The sequence below is a fragment of the Collinsella aerofaciens ATCC 25986 genome (assembly GCF_010509075.1).
GTDB lineage: Bacteria > Actinomycetota > Coriobacteriia > Coriobacteriales > Coriobacteriaceae > Collinsella > Collinsella aerofaciens.
On record NZ_CP048433.1, the window covers coordinates 2,142,722 to 2,159,519 of the forward strand.

At 58.9% G+C, this 16,798-nt stretch carries 15 protein-coding genes; 9 read left to right on the forward strand and 6 right to left on the reverse strand.

The window, feature by feature from the left end:
* Nucleotides 1-86: 86 nt before the first annotated feature.
* The gene (locus GXM19_RS09550; RefSeq protein ID WP_115596163.1) at nt 87-2,036 is read left to right on the forward strand and encodes an NAD(P)/FAD-dependent oxidoreductase; all 1,950 of its coding nucleotides are present in this window, start codon (nt 87-89) and stop codon (nt 2,034-2,036) included.
* Between the two features lie 120 nt (nt 2,037-2,156).
* Here GXM19_RS09550 and GXM19_RS09555 read toward each other — a convergent pair whose 3' ends face one another.
* From GXM19_RS09555 to GXM19_RS09565, 3 genes are all read right to left on the reverse strand, one after another.
* Nucleotides 2,157-2,798, reverse strand: a complete 642-nt coding sequence (locus GXM19_RS09555) for an RpiB/LacA/LacB family sugar-phosphate isomerase (RefSeq protein WP_006234753.1) — start codon at nt 2,796-2,798, stop codon at nt 2,157-2,159.
* Nucleotides 2,799-2,938: 140 nt separating this feature from the next.
* Entirely contained in the window at nt 2,939-3,748 is an 810-nt protein-coding gene (locus GXM19_RS09560) for a gluconate 5-dehydrogenase (RefSeq protein WP_040358806.1), read from the reverse strand.
* 160 nt (nt 3,749-3,908) lie between these two features.
* A complete protein-coding gene (locus tag GXM19_RS09565) occupies nt 3,909-4,601 on the reverse strand; it encodes a FadR/GntR family transcriptional regulator (RefSeq protein WP_040358795.1) in 693 nt (230 codons plus the stop codon).
* Between the two features lie 234 nt (nt 4,602-4,835).
* On the opposite strand from GXM19_RS09565, the gene GXM19_RS09570 reads away from it, so the two are divergent.
* A complete protein-coding gene (locus GXM19_RS09570; protein WP_040358792.1) occupies nt 4,836-6,197 on the forward strand; it encodes a GntP family permease in 1,362 nt (453 codons plus the stop codon).
* Nucleotides 6,198-6,305: 108 nt separating this feature from the next.
* Nucleotides 6,306-8,084, forward strand: coding sequence for a dihydroxy-acid dehydratase (gene ilvD / locus GXM19_RS09575; RefSeq protein ID WP_006234748.1), 1,779 nt, complete (start codon nt 6,306-6,308; stop codon nt 8,082-8,084).
* Nucleotides 8,085-8,271: 187 nt separating this feature from the next.
* Here ilvD and GXM19_RS09580 read toward each other — a convergent pair whose 3' ends face one another.
* Entirely contained in the window at nt 8,272-8,613 is a 342-nt protein-coding gene (locus tag GXM19_RS09580) for an arsenate reductase family protein (protein ID WP_006234747.1), read from the reverse strand.
* A gap of 520 nt (nt 8,614-9,133) precedes the next feature.
* On the opposite strand from GXM19_RS09580, the gene GXM19_RS09585 reads away from it, so the two are divergent.
* The 5 genes from GXM19_RS09585 (at nt 9,134) to GXM19_RS09600 (ending at nt 13,505) form a co-directional block, all read left to right on the forward strand.
* Nucleotides 9,134-10,573, forward strand: a complete 1,440-nt coding sequence (locus GXM19_RS09585) for an MDR family MFS transporter (protein WP_006234746.1) — start codon at nt 9,134-9,136, stop codon at nt 10,571-10,573.
* A gap of 3 nt (nt 10,574-10,576) precedes the next feature.
* The gene (locus GXM19_RS09590; RefSeq protein WP_006234745.1) at nt 10,577-11,083 is read left to right on the forward strand and encodes a CBS domain-containing protein; all 507 of its coding nucleotides are present in this window, start codon (nt 10,577-10,579) and stop codon (nt 11,081-11,083) included.
* 174 nt (nt 11,084-11,257) lie between these two features.
* Complete coding sequence (locus GXM19_RS09595; RefSeq protein ID WP_006234744.1) at nt 11,258-11,566, forward strand: MGMT family protein; 309 nt, start codon at nt 11,258-11,260, stop codon at nt 11,564-11,566.
* Nucleotides 11,567-12,150: 584 nt separating this feature from the next.
* Nucleotides 12,151-12,486, forward strand: coding sequence for a hypothetical protein (locus tag GXM19_RS11160; protein WP_006234743.1), 336 nt, complete (start codon nt 12,151-12,153; stop codon nt 12,484-12,486).
* 5 nt (nt 12,487-12,491) lie between these two features.
* Complete coding sequence (locus GXM19_RS09600) at nt 12,492-13,505, forward strand: site-specific integrase (protein ID WP_239057619.1); 1,014 nt, start codon at nt 12,492-12,494, stop codon at nt 13,503-13,505.
* Nucleotides 13,506-13,593: 88 nt separating this feature from the next.
* Here GXM19_RS09600 and GXM19_RS09605 read toward each other — a convergent pair whose 3' ends face one another.
* Together GXM19_RS09605 and GXM19_RS09610 are read right to left on the reverse strand one after the other, a co-directional pair.
* Complete coding sequence (locus GXM19_RS09605; protein ID WP_050766098.1) at nt 13,594-14,685, reverse strand: ATP-binding protein; 1,092 nt, start codon at nt 14,683-14,685, stop codon at nt 13,594-13,596.
* A 113-nt stretch (nt 14,686-14,798) separates the two neighbouring features.
* Nucleotides 14,799-15,479, reverse strand: a complete 681-nt coding sequence (locus GXM19_RS09610; RefSeq protein ID WP_055309694.1) for a YczE/YyaS/YitT family protein — start codon at nt 15,477-15,479, stop codon at nt 14,799-14,801.
* 486 nt (nt 15,480-15,965) lie between these two features.
* On the opposite strand from GXM19_RS09610, the gene GXM19_RS09615 reads away from it, so the two are divergent.
* Complete coding sequence (locus GXM19_RS09615; RefSeq protein ID WP_006234739.1) at nt 15,966-16,658, forward strand: GntR family transcriptional regulator; 693 nt, start codon at nt 15,966-15,968, stop codon at nt 16,656-16,658.
* Nucleotides 16,659-16,798: the final 140 nt, after the last annotated feature.

Sequence of the window (16,798 nt, forward strand, 5' to 3'; positions counted from 1 at the left end):
TGCGTGCGGTCGGGTGTTGTGCAGTTGCTGGTACGATAGGTACGTCAGCAACTGCCGCCGAGCGGCTCAAATGAAAGGAACCCTGTATGGAGTCCTCCGCCTACCCGATGCTCTTTAGTCCGATCAAGGTCGGTACGACCGAGGTCAAGAACCGCGTCTTTATGCCGCCGGTGTCCACCAACCTGGCCGATCATGGCTATGTGACCGACGACTTGGTCGATCATTACCGTGCCCGCGCCAAGGGCGGCGTGGGCCTCATCATTACCGAGGTCGTGACGGTCGAGCCCACCTATACCTATCTGCCGGGTGACATGTGCTGCTACGACGACACGTTTATCCCTGGCTGGGAAAAGCTCGCCGCCGCCGTGCACGAGTACGGCTGCAAGATCATGCCGCAGCTCTTTCACCCCGCCTACATGGCCTTTAACATTCCGGGCACGCCGCGCCTGATCGCTCCGTCCTTCGTGGGACCGTCCTATGCCCGTGAGGCACCGCGTCCTATCACGGTCGACGAGATTCACGAGCTCACGCATCAGTTTGGCGACGCTGCCGTGCGTATGCAGAAGGCCGGTGTCGATGGCGTCGAGGTCCATGCGGCGCACGCCCACGGCATGCTCGGCGGTTTCTTGACCCCGCTCTATAACAAGCGTACCGATGAGTACGGCGGCTCGCTCGACGCCCGCATGCGCTTTTTGCTCGAGGTCATCGCCGAGATTCGCGAGCGCTGCGGCAAGGACTTTATCATCGACGTCCGCATCTCGGGCGATGAGTACACCGATGGCGGTCTGACCCTCAACGACATGATCTACGTCTCGCGTCGCCTGGAGAAGGCCGGCGTCGACATGATTCACGTGTCGGGCGGCACCACCATCAAGCGCGGCTCTGCGATTCCCGCCGCCGGTACGCAGCAGGCCTCGCATGCCGCCTGCTCGCGCGAGATTAAAAAGCACGTCAACATTCCCGTCGCCACGGTCGGCCGCATCAACGAGGCCTGGATTGCCGAGGAGCTGATCGAGGACAGCGCTGCTGACATCTGCATGATGGGCCGCGCCAATCTGTGCGATGCCGAGTTCTGCAACAAGGCCGCTGCCGGCAACGCCGACGATATCCGCCCCTGCATCGGCTGCCTGCGCTGCCTGAACGGCATTATGTTTGGCAAGCGCATCTCCTGCACCGTCAATCCCGATGTTGAGCGCGACGAGGCCGGTTACGAGCCTGCCGCCGAGGCCAAGAACGTACTGGTTGTGGGCGCTGGTCCTGCGGGCATGGAGGCAGCCTACATTGCCGCCAAGCGCGGCTACAACGTGGTGCTCGTGGATAAGCAGGACGAGCCGGGCGGCGAGATGCGTATTGCGGCCGTGCCGCCGGCAAAGCAGGAACTCACCCGCGTGATCAAGTATCAGTATCGTCGTCTGGCCGAGGCCGGCGTGAAGTGCGTATTTGGCACCGAGCTTACTGCCGAGGACATTCAGCGTGACTACGCGGGCTACGAGGTTGTCCTTGCTTATGGCGCCGAGCCCATCGCCCCGGCCTTCATGCAGGGCTTTAAACAGGTTATGACGGCTGACGACCTGTTGGGCGGCAAAGCTTTCCCGGGCAAGAAGATTGTCATCGTGGGCGGCGGCACCGTCGGTTGCGAGACGGCCGACTACCTGGCCCCGTTGGTCAACGATCTGTCGCCGGCCAATCGCGACGTCACCGTCATCGAGATGACCAAGACGCTCGCCGCCAACGAGGGCGGCGCCGGTCGCGCGGTGCTCATCACGCGCATGCTCTCCAAGGGCGTTCACGTGCTGACCGAGGCCAAGGTGACCGAGATTACCGAGGACACTATCAGCTACGAGAAGGACGGCGAGGTCCACACCATCGCCGATGCCGATACGCTGGTGCTTGCCATGGGCTATCGTCCCAATACCAAGCTGGCCGACGACCTTGCCGCTGCCGGCGTTGCCACCCACGTGCTGGGCGATGCCAACAAGTGCGGCAACATTCGCGACGCCATCGGCGATGGCTACAAGGTTGCCTGCGAGCTCTAGTCAACCCCTTGGCGCATGTGGGGCCTATCCCCACGGCGTCAGTCGGTAGATAGCAAAAAGCGGCGGTCGTCCCGTACATGGGACGACCGCCGCTTGCGTTAGCAGCAATGAACCGTGCGATTAGAGCCCCAGGATCTCCTTGACCTTGGCGATGATGGCCTCGTCGGTGGCGTTGGCAAAGAAGTACTCCTGGAAGTGCTCGCCAGCCAGGGCGCCGCGGACCAGGTCCTGATCGATCTCGCCCAGGACGTCGACGAGCGGGCGCATGGTCACAGCGCGCACGCCGTCGAGGATCTTCTTGTTGCGCTGCTCGGGCTCAACGCGCTCGGCAGGATAGCCGTTGCCCGAACCAAAGCCGAAGAGCTTCTCGAAGGTGTACTCAAGATTGAGCTCCTGGCCCCAGCCGTTTTTAAGAGCGAAGGGTATGGCGACGGCGTTGCCATCGTTGACCTGGGCAAAGGTGTAGGCGTCGAGCGGGTCGGCAACATGGCCGCACAGCACGCCGGGGAAGGAGTTGCAGGCGAGCATGGCGCCCTCGCCGGTGCCGCAGCCGGTCACGACGTAGTCGGCAGCGCCGGAGTTGAGCAGCACGGCGGCGAGGATGCCGTTCTGCACGTAGGTGAGGGGCTTGGAGTCGGCGTCGGCATACATGCCATAGTTAAAGACAGTGTGGCCCATGGGCTCGACAACCTTCTTAAGGGCAGCCTCAATCATAGGGTTCTTGGAGTTCTGAGAGTTCTCATTGATCAGAGCGATCTTCATTGCGAATTACCTTTCTATTTCTAACTTGCGGTGAAATACGGACTGTTTTGCCTGATAGAAGCCAAACCCAATCCTTATCTCACCGCAACTCAAATGAAAAACGAGTGGATGAAACCTGATGTGGGCAGTTGCGGTGACGCTTATTGAGGCTGCTTTCCAATGTATGCGAGAATGCCGCCGTCGACGTAGAGGATGTGGCCGTTGACGAAGTTCGACGCGTCGGAAGCCAGGAACACGGCGGGGCCCTTCAGGTCCTCGGGCGTGCCCCAACGGGCGGCCGGCGTTTTGGCAATGATGAACTGGTCAAACGGGTGACGGCTGCCGTCGGGCTGCGTCTCGCGCAGCGGCGCGGTCTGCGGCGTGGCGATGTAGCCGGGCCCAATGCCGTTGCACTGGATATTGGCCTCGCCAAACTCCGAGCAGATGTTCTTGGTGAGCATCTTCAGGCCGCCCTTGGCCGCAGCATAGCCGGCGATGGTCTCGCGGCCCAGCTCGCTCATCATCGAACAGATGTTGATGATCTTGCCGTGGCCCTTGGCGATCATGCCGGGCAGGCAGGCCTTGGACACGATAAACGGTGCGTTGAGGTCAATATCGACGACACGGCGGAAGTCCTCGGCGCTCATGTCGAGCATCGGCGTGCGCTGGATGACGCCTGCATTGTTGACCAGGATGTCGGGCGTGGTGCCAAAATCGGCCTCGATCTTGGCGATGAGCTCGGCGACGACGGCCTCGTCGGTGACATCGGCAACATAGCCGTGAGCATCAAAGCCCAGCTCGCGGTAGTGCTTCTCGGCCTCGGTGACCTTGTCGGCATGACGGGCGTTAAAGGCAATCTTGGCGCCGGCTTCGCCGAGCGCCTCGGCAATGGCCATGCCAATGCCATAGGTGGCGCCGGTTACCAGTGCGACCTTGCCGTCCAGACGGAAGCTGTCCATAAGATCAGACATAGCGATCCTTTCAAAAGAAACGTTCATCTATATAAGTCTTGCTTTTCATACAAGGTCAGTATAGGAGAAGAGGAGGATTTAAAAATCAGATTCTCCTAAAATCAGGTGAACGTTCACTTTTAAAAGGTAAACGGTGATCTCGCCCTTGCCGCGCGGACGTTTATTCGCTCTGTTCCTGCGTGCTCTCTGCGATCATGTTGCGGTTATACACCAGGTGCAGATACATCGCGTCGTGCGCGGCGGTGGGATTGCGCGAGGCGATGGCGTCGGCCACATCGCGGTGCGTGCGGATAGTTTCCTCGACGAGCTTTTTGCCGGTCACGTCGATAAAGAGGGGGACGGATGCCTTGAGCACGCCCATCAGGCGGGGAACGACGAGGTTTCCGGAGCTCTCGGCAATGGCATTGTGGAACGCGGTGTCGGCGGCGGAGTAATCCTCACCGGCCTCGGCCAGGCGCTCGGATTCGTCGCAGAGCTCTTTGATATAGACGACCTGGTCGTTGGTTGCGTGCTCGGCTGCCATACGTGCAATCTGCGGCTCGATCATAAAGCGCACCTCGAGTAGGTCGCGCGCCAGACGCTGCTTGTCGTCGATAAAGGTAAAGCCCAGCGGGTCGTCGGCAACGCCGGGGTTTGATGCCACATAGGTGCCCGAGCCCTGCTTAATGCGCACGATGTTGCGCGACTGCAGCAGCTTCATGGCTTCGCGTACGGTGCTCCTGCCAGCACCCAGGCGCTCGACGAGCACAGCCTCCTTGGGCAGGCGGTCGCCTTGCTCAAGATGCTCATCCAGGATCAGTTGAATGATTTTATCTGCTATCTGCTCGGGGAGTCCCGAATCGGCGCGGGCCATAGCTATACCTTTCATTACAAAATTCATCTGAGCTATTTTAGCGCACCACGGATGCAATATTGGCCGCTGGATTTGAGTCGGGCGGCTTAGATATACCGTTCGCAGCGCAAATACGACCGTTCACCAAATACATCAGATGTATTTCGAGCAAATTTTAAAATGAAACATCAGACCTTTCGAAAACACGCTATAGTCATCAGACGAATTCAAAAGGTCTGATGAATTGGAGGAAAGATGTCAGACCCAACGTTTATGGCCGACCCCACCAGGCTGGTCATCGCCGCCATCGTGGGCATTGCGCTGCTGCTTGCGCTCATCATTAAGTTCAAGCTGCATCCCGTGCTTTCGATGATGGTCTCGGCGCTCGCGATCGGCATCGGCGCCGGTATGCCGCTCGACCTGGTGGCGGACACTGTCACCAAGGGCGTGGGCACTACGCTGCAAAACATCGCCCTGCTCATTGGCCTGGGCTCGATGTTTGGTCAGATTCTTGAAGAGAGCGGCGGCGCCAAGAAGATCGCCCAGACCTTCATCGATACCTTTGGGCAGGGTCATTCCAGCTGGGCGCTGGGCATTACCGGTCTGGTTATCGGCACTACGGTGTTCTTTGAGGCCGGCGTGGTCGTTTTGATCCCACTTGCGTTTAGCGTGGCATCGCAGACCAAAAAGTCGACGCTCTACTACGGCATCGCGCTGCTCGCAGGACTTGCCGCTGGCTATGCGTTTGTGCCGCCATCGGCCGGTTCGGTTCTGGTCGCCGGCACGCTCGGTGTCGACCTGGGCACCATGATTCTCGTCGGTATCCCTACCGCCTTCATCGCTATGGCGATCGCCGGCGTCATCTGGGGTCGCAACGTGGGCAGTCGCATTTTTACCGATGTTCCGGAGCACTTTACCTCTGCCGAGGGTGCGAGCGACGAAAAGGAGCTTCCCTCCTTTGGCATGGTGCTTGCCATCGTGCTCACGCCGCTTTGTCTGATTTTGCTGGGCACGTTGTCCTCTTATATCCCCATGCCCGCCGAGCTCGCCTCGATTCTCGCCTTCCTGGGCAAGCCGTTTGTCGCTTTGACGCTCGCCACGCTCGTCGCGATGTATCTGCTGGGCGCGCGGCGCGGCTACTCCGGCGCCGAGCTCAAGGCCTTGCTCGACCGCTCTCTTAAGCCCGTCGGCATGATCTTGCTGGTCATTGCCTGCGGCGGTGTGATCCGCTGGATGCTGCAGGACTGCGGCCTGGGCCAGGTTATCGGCCCTATGCTCGAGGCCTCACCGCTGCCTTTGGTGGTCGTTGCCTTTTTGATTGCCGTCATGGTGCGTGCCTCTGTCGGCAGCTCCATCGTCGCTATGACCATGGCATCGGGCATTATGGCCGCCATGCCTGCGGTTGCCGGAGCCTCAGTGCTCATGCGTGCCGCTATCTGTCTTGCTATCTGCGGCGGTGCCACGGCCCTCTCGCACGTCAACGATGCCGGTTTTTGGATGTGCTCCTCGTTCCTGGAGATTGATGAGAAGACAACCCTCAAGTCCTGGACCGTTATGGAGACGCTCATCGGCCTTTCGGGTCTTGCCTGCGCCCTGGTGATCTCGTTCTTCGCCTAGTTCGCGTAGCTAAGCATCTTCCGCCGAGTGCATCGCTCGGTACCCATTTACACCTGATTCATTAACCAACGATTGGTACAACCGTTCAAATCAAAAGAGGAGAGCATCATGGACGAGAAGACCAAGGTACAGATTCAGCAGGAGGCAGCCGACCTGGTTGCCAAGCTGCAGCCGCGTTCCGGCAAGTTTCGCACCATCAGCCCCGAGATGGACCCGCTGCGCCTGGGCTCTGGCTGGTCCATCGAGGACCTGGACAAGCCGCAGGTCATTATCGAGTCGACGTTTGGCGACTCGCACCCGGGTTCTGCCGGCCTGTTTGAGCTGGTCGAGGAGGTCCGTGCCGGCGTTGCCGAGGCTGGCGGTCACGGTGCCCGTTACTTCTGCACCGATATCTGCGACGGCGAGGCCCAGGGCCACGATGGCATCAACTACTCGCTGCCCAGCCGCGACATGATCGCCAACATGATCGAGATCCATGCCAAGGCCACCCCGTTCGACGCCGGCGTCTTTGTCGCCAGCTGCGATAAGGGCCTGCCTGCGAACCTCATGGCCATGGGCCGCATCAACATCCCCTCCATCGTCGTTACCGGCGGTGTCATGGATGCCGGTCCTGACCTGCTGACCCTGGAGCAGCTCGGCGCGATTTCTGCCCGCTACGAGCGCGGCGAGATTTCCCGCGAGGAGCTTGAGTTTGCCAAGCACAACGCATGCCCCAGCTGCGGCGCCTGCTCGTTTATGGGCACCGCGTCGACCATGCAGGTTACCGCCGAGGCCCTGGGCCTTATGCTCCCCGGCACGGCCCTGTTGCCCGCAACCAGCTCCGATCTGTGTGAGTTTGCGCGCGAGGCCGGCCGTCAGTCCGTGTGGCTCTCCGAGCACAACCTGTGTCCGCGTGACATCGTGACCAAGGAGTCCTTCGAGAACCTCATCATGGTCCACGGCGCCATCTCGGGTTCCACCAACTCGCTGCTGCATATTCCTGCTATCGCCCGCGAGTTTGGCATCGAGATGTCCGCCGACGACTTCGACCGCCTGCACCGTGGCGCCCACTACCTGCTCAACGTTCGCCCCGCAGGCGAGTGGCCGGCGCAGTTCTTCTACTATGCAGGTGGCGTGCCGCGCATCATGGAGGAGATCAAGTCGATGCTCCACCTCGATGTCATGACCATCACTGGCAAGACCCTTGGCGAGAACCTCGAGGACCTCAAGAACAACGGTTACTACGAGAAGTGCGGTCGTTACCTTGAGAAGTGGAACCTCAAGCGCGAGGACATCATTCGCCCGTTTGACCAGGCCTTTGGTACCGACGGCTCCATCGCCATCCTCCACGGCAACCTTGCCCCCGAGGGCGCCGTCGTCAAGCACACGGTTGTTCCGCGCGAGATGTTCCAGGCCGCGCTTAAGGCCCGTCCGTTCGATTGCGAGGAGGACGCCATCCACGCCGTCCTGACGCACGAGGTCAAGCCCGGCGATGCCGTTATCATTCGCTATGAGGGCCCCAAGGGTTCCGGTATGCCCGAGATGTTCTACACCACCGAGGCTATCGCCAGCGATCCCGAGCTGGGTGCGAGCATTGCCCTTATCACCGATGGCCGCTTCTCCGGCGCCTCCAAGGGCCCGGCTATCGGTCACGTTTCGCCCGAGGCTGCCGTGGGCGGCCCGATTGCCCTGATCGAGGAGGGCGACCTTATCCAGATCAACATCCCCGAGCGCTCGCTGTCTATTGTGGGCATCGCCGGCAAGGAGATGGAGCCGGCCGAGATCGATGCCGTCCTGGCCGAGCGCCGAGCCGCTTGGAAGCCCAAGGCTAATCGCTATACCTCCGGCACGCTCAAGTTCTTTACCGAGCATGCAGTTTCCGCCATTCAGGGTGGCTACATGGAGTAGCGCCCATGCGCATCAAATATCTCCTCTCATAGATGTGCGGCACAAAGAACCCCGAGCCACGTCACCGGGGCGCGTTGTTCAGCGCCGCCGGGGCGCTCCACTCAAACGACAAGAGACGTCTTATGCAAGCGCCCGCGTCCGTGGATAAAACCACGGGCGTGGGCGCTTCACTTTATTCCCAGCCGCTTTATTCCCAGCCCTTCCACACGTCAGGCTCGTAGCCAACGGTTGCCTGGCGGCCGTTGCGAACGATGGGCTCACGAAGAATTTGCTGGTTATCGAGCACCTTTTCGAACTTCTGGTCGGCAGCAAGATACTGTACGAGCGCAACCGTGTCGGCATCTTTCGCCTTTGGATCGATCACAGCGTCGATCCCGCCGACGGCGCGCGCCACGCTTTCGAGCTCGCCTTTGCTCATCCCCTTTTCCTTCAAGTCGATGAACTGGAACTTCACACGACGTTCCTTGAAATAGCGCTGCGCCTTCTTAGTATCGAAGCTTTTCTTCGTGCCGAATATCTGGATGTTCATACGTACCGCCTTCGCTCAATTCTCGTCCGTCCATGATACGACAAGGGAGCCGAGCAAAAACAGAGCAGGCGGAGATGGAGGAGGACGGCGACCGACCGTCGGCAAGAGTCGGCCGGATCGGACTGGCGCCCAGCGCGCGCCGGCGACACGCTCGCAGCTGCACACATAGCCGATGTACAAGCTCGCCGCGGCGTTCCCTCGCCCCGCGGTGTGGCGATAGAGAAGCACGCCACCCGTCAACGATGGCGCCTCGGTGAAGAAAATCAACGTCTGGGTTACATCCCTTGAAAGGGGCGAAGACGGCTGCTAGAATACCTCCCCGCTATGAAGGATTTGACCAAAGCATACATCGCAATTCGGCGGCCCCTGGTATACGGGGCCTCTCCTGTTGTTCCCCAAGTGCGCTCTGAGCAGCCGCTTTCTTCCTGTCGTATCTGATGCACGCATAGCACGTGCATGTTATTTCGCCCGTGGGCCGGCGCGCCTTCGGCGAAGAATCGAATAGATACGAAGGAAGCTTATGTCTGATAATTGTACGGTCGCGCCCGCCAATGGGCGCATTACCGGTACCCAGATCCGCATCGTCGCGGTCGTCGTCCTGGGTGCCTTCTTGGCGCTACTGAACCAAACGGTGATGTCGCCTGCGCTGCCGGTCATCATGTCCGATTTCGCCATCGATGCCTCGACTGCCCAGTGGATCATGTCCATATACCCGCTGGTGAGCGGCATCATGGTCCCCGTTTCGGCGTTCCTTATCGACAAGTTCAGCACCCGCGCGCTATTCTTCGGGGCGACGCTGGTGTTCGCGCTGGGCACGCTGCTGTGCGCCGCAGCCCCTGATTTCCTGTTCCTCATCATCGGTCGCGTGTTGCAAGCGGCGGGCTCAGGCGTGCTCATGCCGCTTGTCTCGGTGGTTCCCATGCTGGTGTTCCCCGTCGAGAAACGAGGAACGGCTATGGGCATGGCGGGCATCGTCATGTCGGCGGGTCCCGCGGTCGGCCCCGTCGTAGGCGGCGCGGTGATCGACACGTACGGCTGGCGCACCATGATCGGCGCCATCGTCCCCCTCGCAATTCTCGTGCTGGTGCTGGGCGTGTTCATGCTGAAAAACGTGGGCGAGCTGAAGAACCCCAAGCTCGACCTGCCCTCGGTCGTCCTCTCCACCATCGCCTTCGGCGGACTTCTCTACGGGTTCTCGAGCGCCTCGTCGATGGGTTGGGGCAACCCCGTGGTGCTCGGCTCGATCGTCGCGGGTGTCGTGTGCTTGGTGCTGTTCGTCGTACGCCAGGGCAAAATCGAGGACCCGCTGCTTCAACTGGGCACGATCAAGACGCGCGAGTTCCGCGTGGCCGCCATCATCGTCACGCTCATCAACGCCGCATGCCTGGTCACCAACACGCTGTTGCCGTTGCTGCTGCAAACCTCGCTTGGCGCTTCGGCCTTCGAAACCGGCATGGCCATGCTTCCCGCCGCGGCGGTGGGCATCATCATCAGCCCTATCTCCGGCGTGGTGTTCGACAAGTTCGGTCCGCGTGCCATCTCGATCGTCGGCCTGGCCCTCATGACCGGCGCCCTGTTCCTGCTCTCGCTTTCGACGGTAAACACGCCCATCTTGGTGGTTGCGCTGTTCTGCATGCTGCAGTCCGCTGGCCAGTCGCTCGCGAACATGCCGGTGAACACATGGGGTGTCAATGCCTTGAAAAATGACATGATCGCCCACGGCAACGCCATCGCGAACACCGGCCGCCAGGTCGCCGGCGGTTTGTGCACGGCCCTCATCATCACGGTCATGACAAGCGTCACCGCGTCGGCCGGCGTCGATGCGAGCATCCAAGTAGCCACCGCCGTGGGCGCGGGCGTCGCTTACAAGGTGTGCGCGGCAATCGGCCTCGTTTCCCTTATCTGCGCCATATTCAGCGTGCGCACCAAGAAAACCGCACCGAAAACGAAGGAGGCATAAGCGATGTCCGAGATTCTGTCCGAGCGCATCCCGCTCGAGCTCGAGGGGACGCCCGTTTCGAGCATCATGATTGAAGAGCCGTTCACCTGCACGCAGGATTGCACGATTTCCGACGTGGTGCGCATGCTCGCCGAAAACGAGGTGAGCAGCATGCCCGTAATCGATGAGCGCAACCAGGTGGTCGGGTTCATCTCCGACGGCGATGTCATGGGAGCCATCGCGCAGCATCGCGCTCACACCATCTTCACGGGCGGCGACGCGTCCATGCTGTACTTCGACGATCAGAGCCTTGAGCAGCGCATCGAAGACCTGAAGGATCGCTGCGTCATGGATTTCGCGACGCGCCAGGTAGTGTGTGCCCGTCCCGAGCAGAGCATCGCCCGCGTCGCCGCGCTGCTGGCGAAGAAGAAGTTCAAGAAGCTTCCTGTGGTTGATGACGAGGGCAAACTCGTGGGGGTCATCCGCCGCTCCGCCATCACCAAATACATCTTCGGCATCCTTTTCCAATAGGGGCAGGTCGCACTTGAGGCGAACATCTCGAGGCATCGAGCCAGCAACTGGACCAGACAACCTTGATACGCACACGCTTTCCCTCGATGCTTCGGTAAGGGGAGCTGCGAAAATCGCAGCACGGGTGATCGGCGCCGCGCCCCCGAAGGCAAAAGCGAACACGGGAGCGATACGATGGGAAAAGTCCTGGACGAAGATTTGGTTTATGAGATTCTCTCCGTCGTGGCAGAGATTCCGGCGGGATGCGTCGCCTCGTACGGTCAGATAGCGCGCCTCATCGGCAGGGAGAAAAACTCTCGCCTGGTCGGAGCGGTGCTGAGCGAGGCGGATCGCTACGGCGATTATCCCTGCCACCGCGTCGTCAACCACGCGGGACGCCTCGCGCCAAACTTCCCCGACCAGCGAGCACTACTGACGGAGGAAGGAGTCGCCTTCCGAGACAACGGCTGCGTCGACATGAAAAAGCACCAGTGGAACGAGTAGCCAGGCAGCGTAGCGTCGAAAGGAGCGACGCCACGGGGAACGACCTGCGCCCCGCCGCCGGACAACCTATGGCAAAGTGACACGTCCCACAAAGAGCGGCGCACCAGTACGAGACACGACCGCGACGTAAAAGACCCTATGATACTCGTAAGCATCTATCTGATTGCCCGCCTCGAGGTACCCAAAGAACGAGAGATGCCGAAACCCCTAGACAAAGAAAAAGGTCGGGAGCTTTTATGCTTCCGACCTGAAGTTTCATGGTCGCGGGGGGCGGATTTGAACCACCGACCTTCGGGTTATGAGGTCGCTACGACGTTGTTTCATTCAGACATTTCGACCCAAATTGAAGTCAATATAACTCCAGGTCATTTGATGTTTTCATAGATTTACGAAAGAAAAGTACGCGGAATAATTCGACCCAAATTCGACCCACAACGAGCTTGAAAGCGGTCAGGCGGAGCATTACCCTTGGGGTGTGACCCCACGCAGGGCCCACCACCAAGGGTAATGCCCACCCGCCCCAGCCCTTTGCGCCATTCCGCGCAACCGAGCGCGATTCTCAGGCACTTCAGGCAAGGAACACGATGAACGACCGACCTCTCGTCATAGGCAAAGGAACGAAGCAACGCCGCGACAAATACACGTGGCGCTACCGTCACAGCCTCGGCAAGGATCCGGTCACGGGCAAATACCGCTATTCGCCGTGGCAGACCATACATACCACCAAAAGCCGAGAGGTCGACGCCGCACTCGAAGCCTACAAGGCAGAACTCAACAGCGGCACCTACGTCCAAAAATCGAGGGACACCGTCGGCTCGTACGCAAAAAAGTTCCACGACAACCGCGAAGGAACCATCACGCCGCTCGCCTACTCGACATCCTACTCAATCGAGAACCGGACGCGCACATCACATGCGTGATGCTCATGCTCGACACCGACATGAGAAGGGCGGAAGCCCTCGGGATGACGTGGTCCGATGTCTCCGTCGAGAACAGAAGCATCCTCATTGAGCAGCAGTTCGCGGCCGATCGAAGCGTTCGCTCGCCCAAAAGCAAGAAAAGCGTGCGGAGGATCTCGATAAGCGAGACGCTGACGTCGTATCTCGAATTCTGGAAAAAGGAGCAGGCCCGCGAAATGGAAGCCTTCGGCCTGGAACAAGTCAAAGGCACTCCGCTCGTCCACTCATTCGAACGAACGAAAGACAGGCATCCCCAAGTCAACTTCATGGACCTGAATGGGTTTTCGCGCTGGTTCAGAAACTTCAGCGTCGAGAACGGGTTCGGCAAGTTCGAAGGCGTTCGAACATACCATTATGTGAAGGAAACTGTCGACGGGGAAACGATTTCGAAGCGTTATGAGCATAAAGAGTGGCTCGAATTGAGGGATTACCTCAGGAAGCATCCCAAGGTTCGCGAGGCGAGGCATATCAGCACATATGAGAGCGAGCACCTTCCTTACGGATATTCGGGCCTATCGAGCCACACCGCTACTGCCGCTACTGCCCGCTACTGCCTGCCAGCTTCCGAACCAGCGGGCGGTAGCAGCACCCCGAACATCTCGCCGACAGCGCAGAGAGTCGTCGACCTGGCGGCCAAGGCCGACATCGAGGACGTGATGCTGTGCGACCTGCCCGGTGTCCTGTCCTTCCTAGGGCTGCCACCTGAGACGGAGATGCCGCCGGGCAACAAGGGGAAGACGAAGCTCAAGAAGCTCTACAGGAAGGTGGCGCCGAACAAGGCATACCACTCCGGCGAGCGCGCCAAGGATTTGATCTCGCACCTCGACATGGCAGAGATCAGGGCATCGGCGCCCGTCCAAGAATTGGGATGCAGTTCAATACGAGCTCGGGGCTCTTTTCGTCTAGATTGGGGACGCATGGCCGGACGAAAACAATTTGCGTCTGGTAATAAGCGTACGAAAGCGCAATTTACGTCTTAATTCCGTACGCAAATCAAGACGAAAATCGTTTACGTCTGCTTTAAATCCGTACGAAAACGGTTTTCGTCTTGCAGGGCAGTTGCCGTTTCTACAGTTCAACTTCCAGTTCGGCTTTGTGCTCGTAGAGGTAGTCGCGCATGTAGGGGATGGCAAATGAGACCTTGCCGTACGAGGGAGCCTCGATAATCGATTCTCTTAACAGGCGGCTGCGGACGGAACTCACCTGTTGAGGCGTTTTGTTTAGGGCATCGGCAACCATGCTGGTCGAGCTCGTCTGCCCCAAAGATGCCATGCTCAGCAGATAAGCGATGCACGTGGGCGGAATGCGCTGTAGCGCGGGCTCAATCACCATGGCACAGAAGCGTTCGCGTGCCGTTGTAATGCCGCGCTCGGCTTCTTCTTCTCCAATAATCGGTGTATGTGCGCGTCTTGCCAACTGCCATGCGTAGTATCCAACGAGTTGGATCATGAAAGGATAGCCTTGCGTTGCCTCGGCAAGTTGGCCGGCAATACCTGGCTGCAACTCCATGCCAGACGCTTCAATGGTTTCCTCGAGGGAGTACGACACTTCGGTTACTGCCACAGCCTTCAGGTCAAAGGGGAGGGCACGGCGCAAAAACGTAAGTGTCTTTCCGTTGATGATGCTTTCAATCATCGAAGGCAGCCCAGCAAAAACAAAGGCGATATCAAGGTCTTCGCCGATAACCTGCTGAATCGCAATGGAGAGCGTTCGGACCTCATCGAGCTCTGCGTCTTGAACCTCGTCGAGAGTGATGAGCAGGCCATTTCCATTCTTGGATATTGTCTGTCTCATGGCGTCGCGTAGCGATGGGCCGATTCGCTCAATATCTATGCTGCCGATGGATATGCCAGCTACGGTGGGCTCAAATCTGGCGTGTTTGGCCTGGAATTTGGGCTGCAACTGTTCGAGAATGCGCTGGCAAAGTCCCTCGGTTGCGACCTCTTTTATGACCGTCCAGCCACGGCTTTGCGCCAAACGTGAGCACTCGTCAAGGAGGACCGTCTTGCCCGTTCCACGGACGCCGGCTATGCGCATTAGGCGCCCAGGGGCACCAGGCCCGTTGGTGAGGCCTTCATTGAATTCTTCGAGCACATCTTCGCGGCCGATAATCGTGGGAGGTGTTTTACCTGCTGTGGGCTTAAAAGGGTTTGTTTGCATGTGAGCCACCTTTGCTCAAGATATAGCAAGATATAGCAAAGTATAGCAAGATATAGCAAAGTATAGTGAGATATAGCAACGTATAGCGCTGTTCGCGGGTTCTTACGGTGGTGCTATTTTCCGAATGCCGCGCGGATAAAGCGCTGGGCGAACAGCTTGTTGGCGACGTTGATGACATGGCCCAGGAACAGTGCCGAGATGGCGGTCGTGACGCCAAAGCCGCCCAGGTTGTACATAAAGATCAGCGACAACGCGAGCGAGGCGGCGACATGTGAGCAGTCAAACACGACTTTTACGTCACCAAAGCGGCGTTTAAGCTTTTCGGCAATGACTTGCACCAAGCCGTCGGGCGCGTTGGGGACAACGCCCATGTTGACGACGAGACTTACGCCAAATGCGGTGACAGCGAGGGAGAGCAGCATGGTCGCAATCTGTGTGGGGAGTGCCGTGGGATGCAGTGGGTTGACCGCCATGAAGAGGTCGGTCAAGCCGCCAATCAGCGTTGAGAAGAACAACTCGAGCAGGATGCGCGGCTGGAACTCGCTTCGCAAGATGGCTAATTGCGCCACGATGTAGGCGACGTAGGTTGCGGTGATCCAAAAGCCGAGCGTCTTGCCAGTGAGCATGGATAGGGTTGTGGCAAAGCACGTGAGCGCGGCGACGCCCAGGCCGGATGCCGTCTGGAGACTCATACCGAGTGCCAGTACTGCAACGCCCACCAGATACATCAGCATTCTGATGACGGTATGGCACCAGTCGATGTTCTCGCCATGCATGATGATGAGCGGTCGCATGTTGCTACCCGTCCTTTCGGTTGTGTGAAAAAGCTGACCCGGGCCGGCAAAAGAGGGTTATCGGAGGCACTGCTGCAAAAGCAGAAAAGCCGGCCCCACGGTCAGTCGTCTAGGAAGTGTCTCGCTGTGCCGGAATGGGACTAAAGGTCCAACGAGACGGGAAGAAAGCAAATGGCATTGCGTGGGCGATAAGATGCCAAGATGGTAGGGGGCGTCTTAGCATCATATTGCCCACGCTCAACGAAATCGGTTTCGTTTGAGCCTAAGTATACGACGGGATTTTATTTGCGAAGAGAAAAACAATAAAAAGGTGAACGTTCACCTAATTGCAACAACTCGTTGGCTGTAGTTGCGGTGGAATAGTTCCTGTTTTTGCTGCTGAAGGCCTTGAACAGGAACTATTCCACCGCAACTTATGATGGGGCGGGGGATGCGATAGTATTGCATGGTGGTATTCGATTAACCGAGGCTTCATCCGAGGGCTTTATGGAACAGCACCAGCATTATCAGAGCCTGCAAGATCAGGCATACAACGCATTGCGCTCCAAGATCATCTATGCCGAGCTCAAGCCCGGCACGCGCCTTTCGGCGATTGGTCTGGAAAAGGAGACGGGAATCGGGCGCACGCCCATTCGCGAGTCCTTTGTGCGCCTGCGCGAGCAGGAGCTGGTGGAAACGCGTCCCAAAAGCGGGACCTACGTTTCTAAGATCAGCATGGAACGCGCCGAGAATGCTTGTTTCTTGCGCGAGAAACTCGAGAGAAGCGTGCTTATTAAATGCTGTTCGGCCGCCTCGCCCGAGCAAAAGCATCGGCTTGAGCAGATTCTTGCCGAGTCCGAGTCGCTCGACCATAGCGAAACGCGTTGCTTTTTCGACCTGGATAACCTGTTCCATGAGACGTGTTTCGTGATTGCCGGCCGTCACATGTTGTGGGATTGGATGAAGAGCGTCAACACGCATTTTGAGCGATACAACTGGTTGCGCATGGTGTCGCAGGATCTGGATTGGGAGCCGATTCGTCGGCAGCATCGCCGGATTCTCGAGGCCATTAAGAGGGGCGATACCGATGCGGCGAGTTATCTGGCAGAGACGCACTTGCACCTGATGCCCGAGGAGCAGGGCCCGGTTATCGCCTTGCATCCCGACTATTTTGAGCTGTCCAAAGACTCGTTCATCTAATCAATCCCCATATAAGTTGCGGTGAAATAGGGGCACGAAAAAGCTGCGGCGCCGCTTGGAGGAAAAGACCGGAAGCAAGGGTCCATTCCTCCAGACGGCACCGCAGCAGTTTTGGTGGCTCGGCTTTTGTCGAAGTGGCT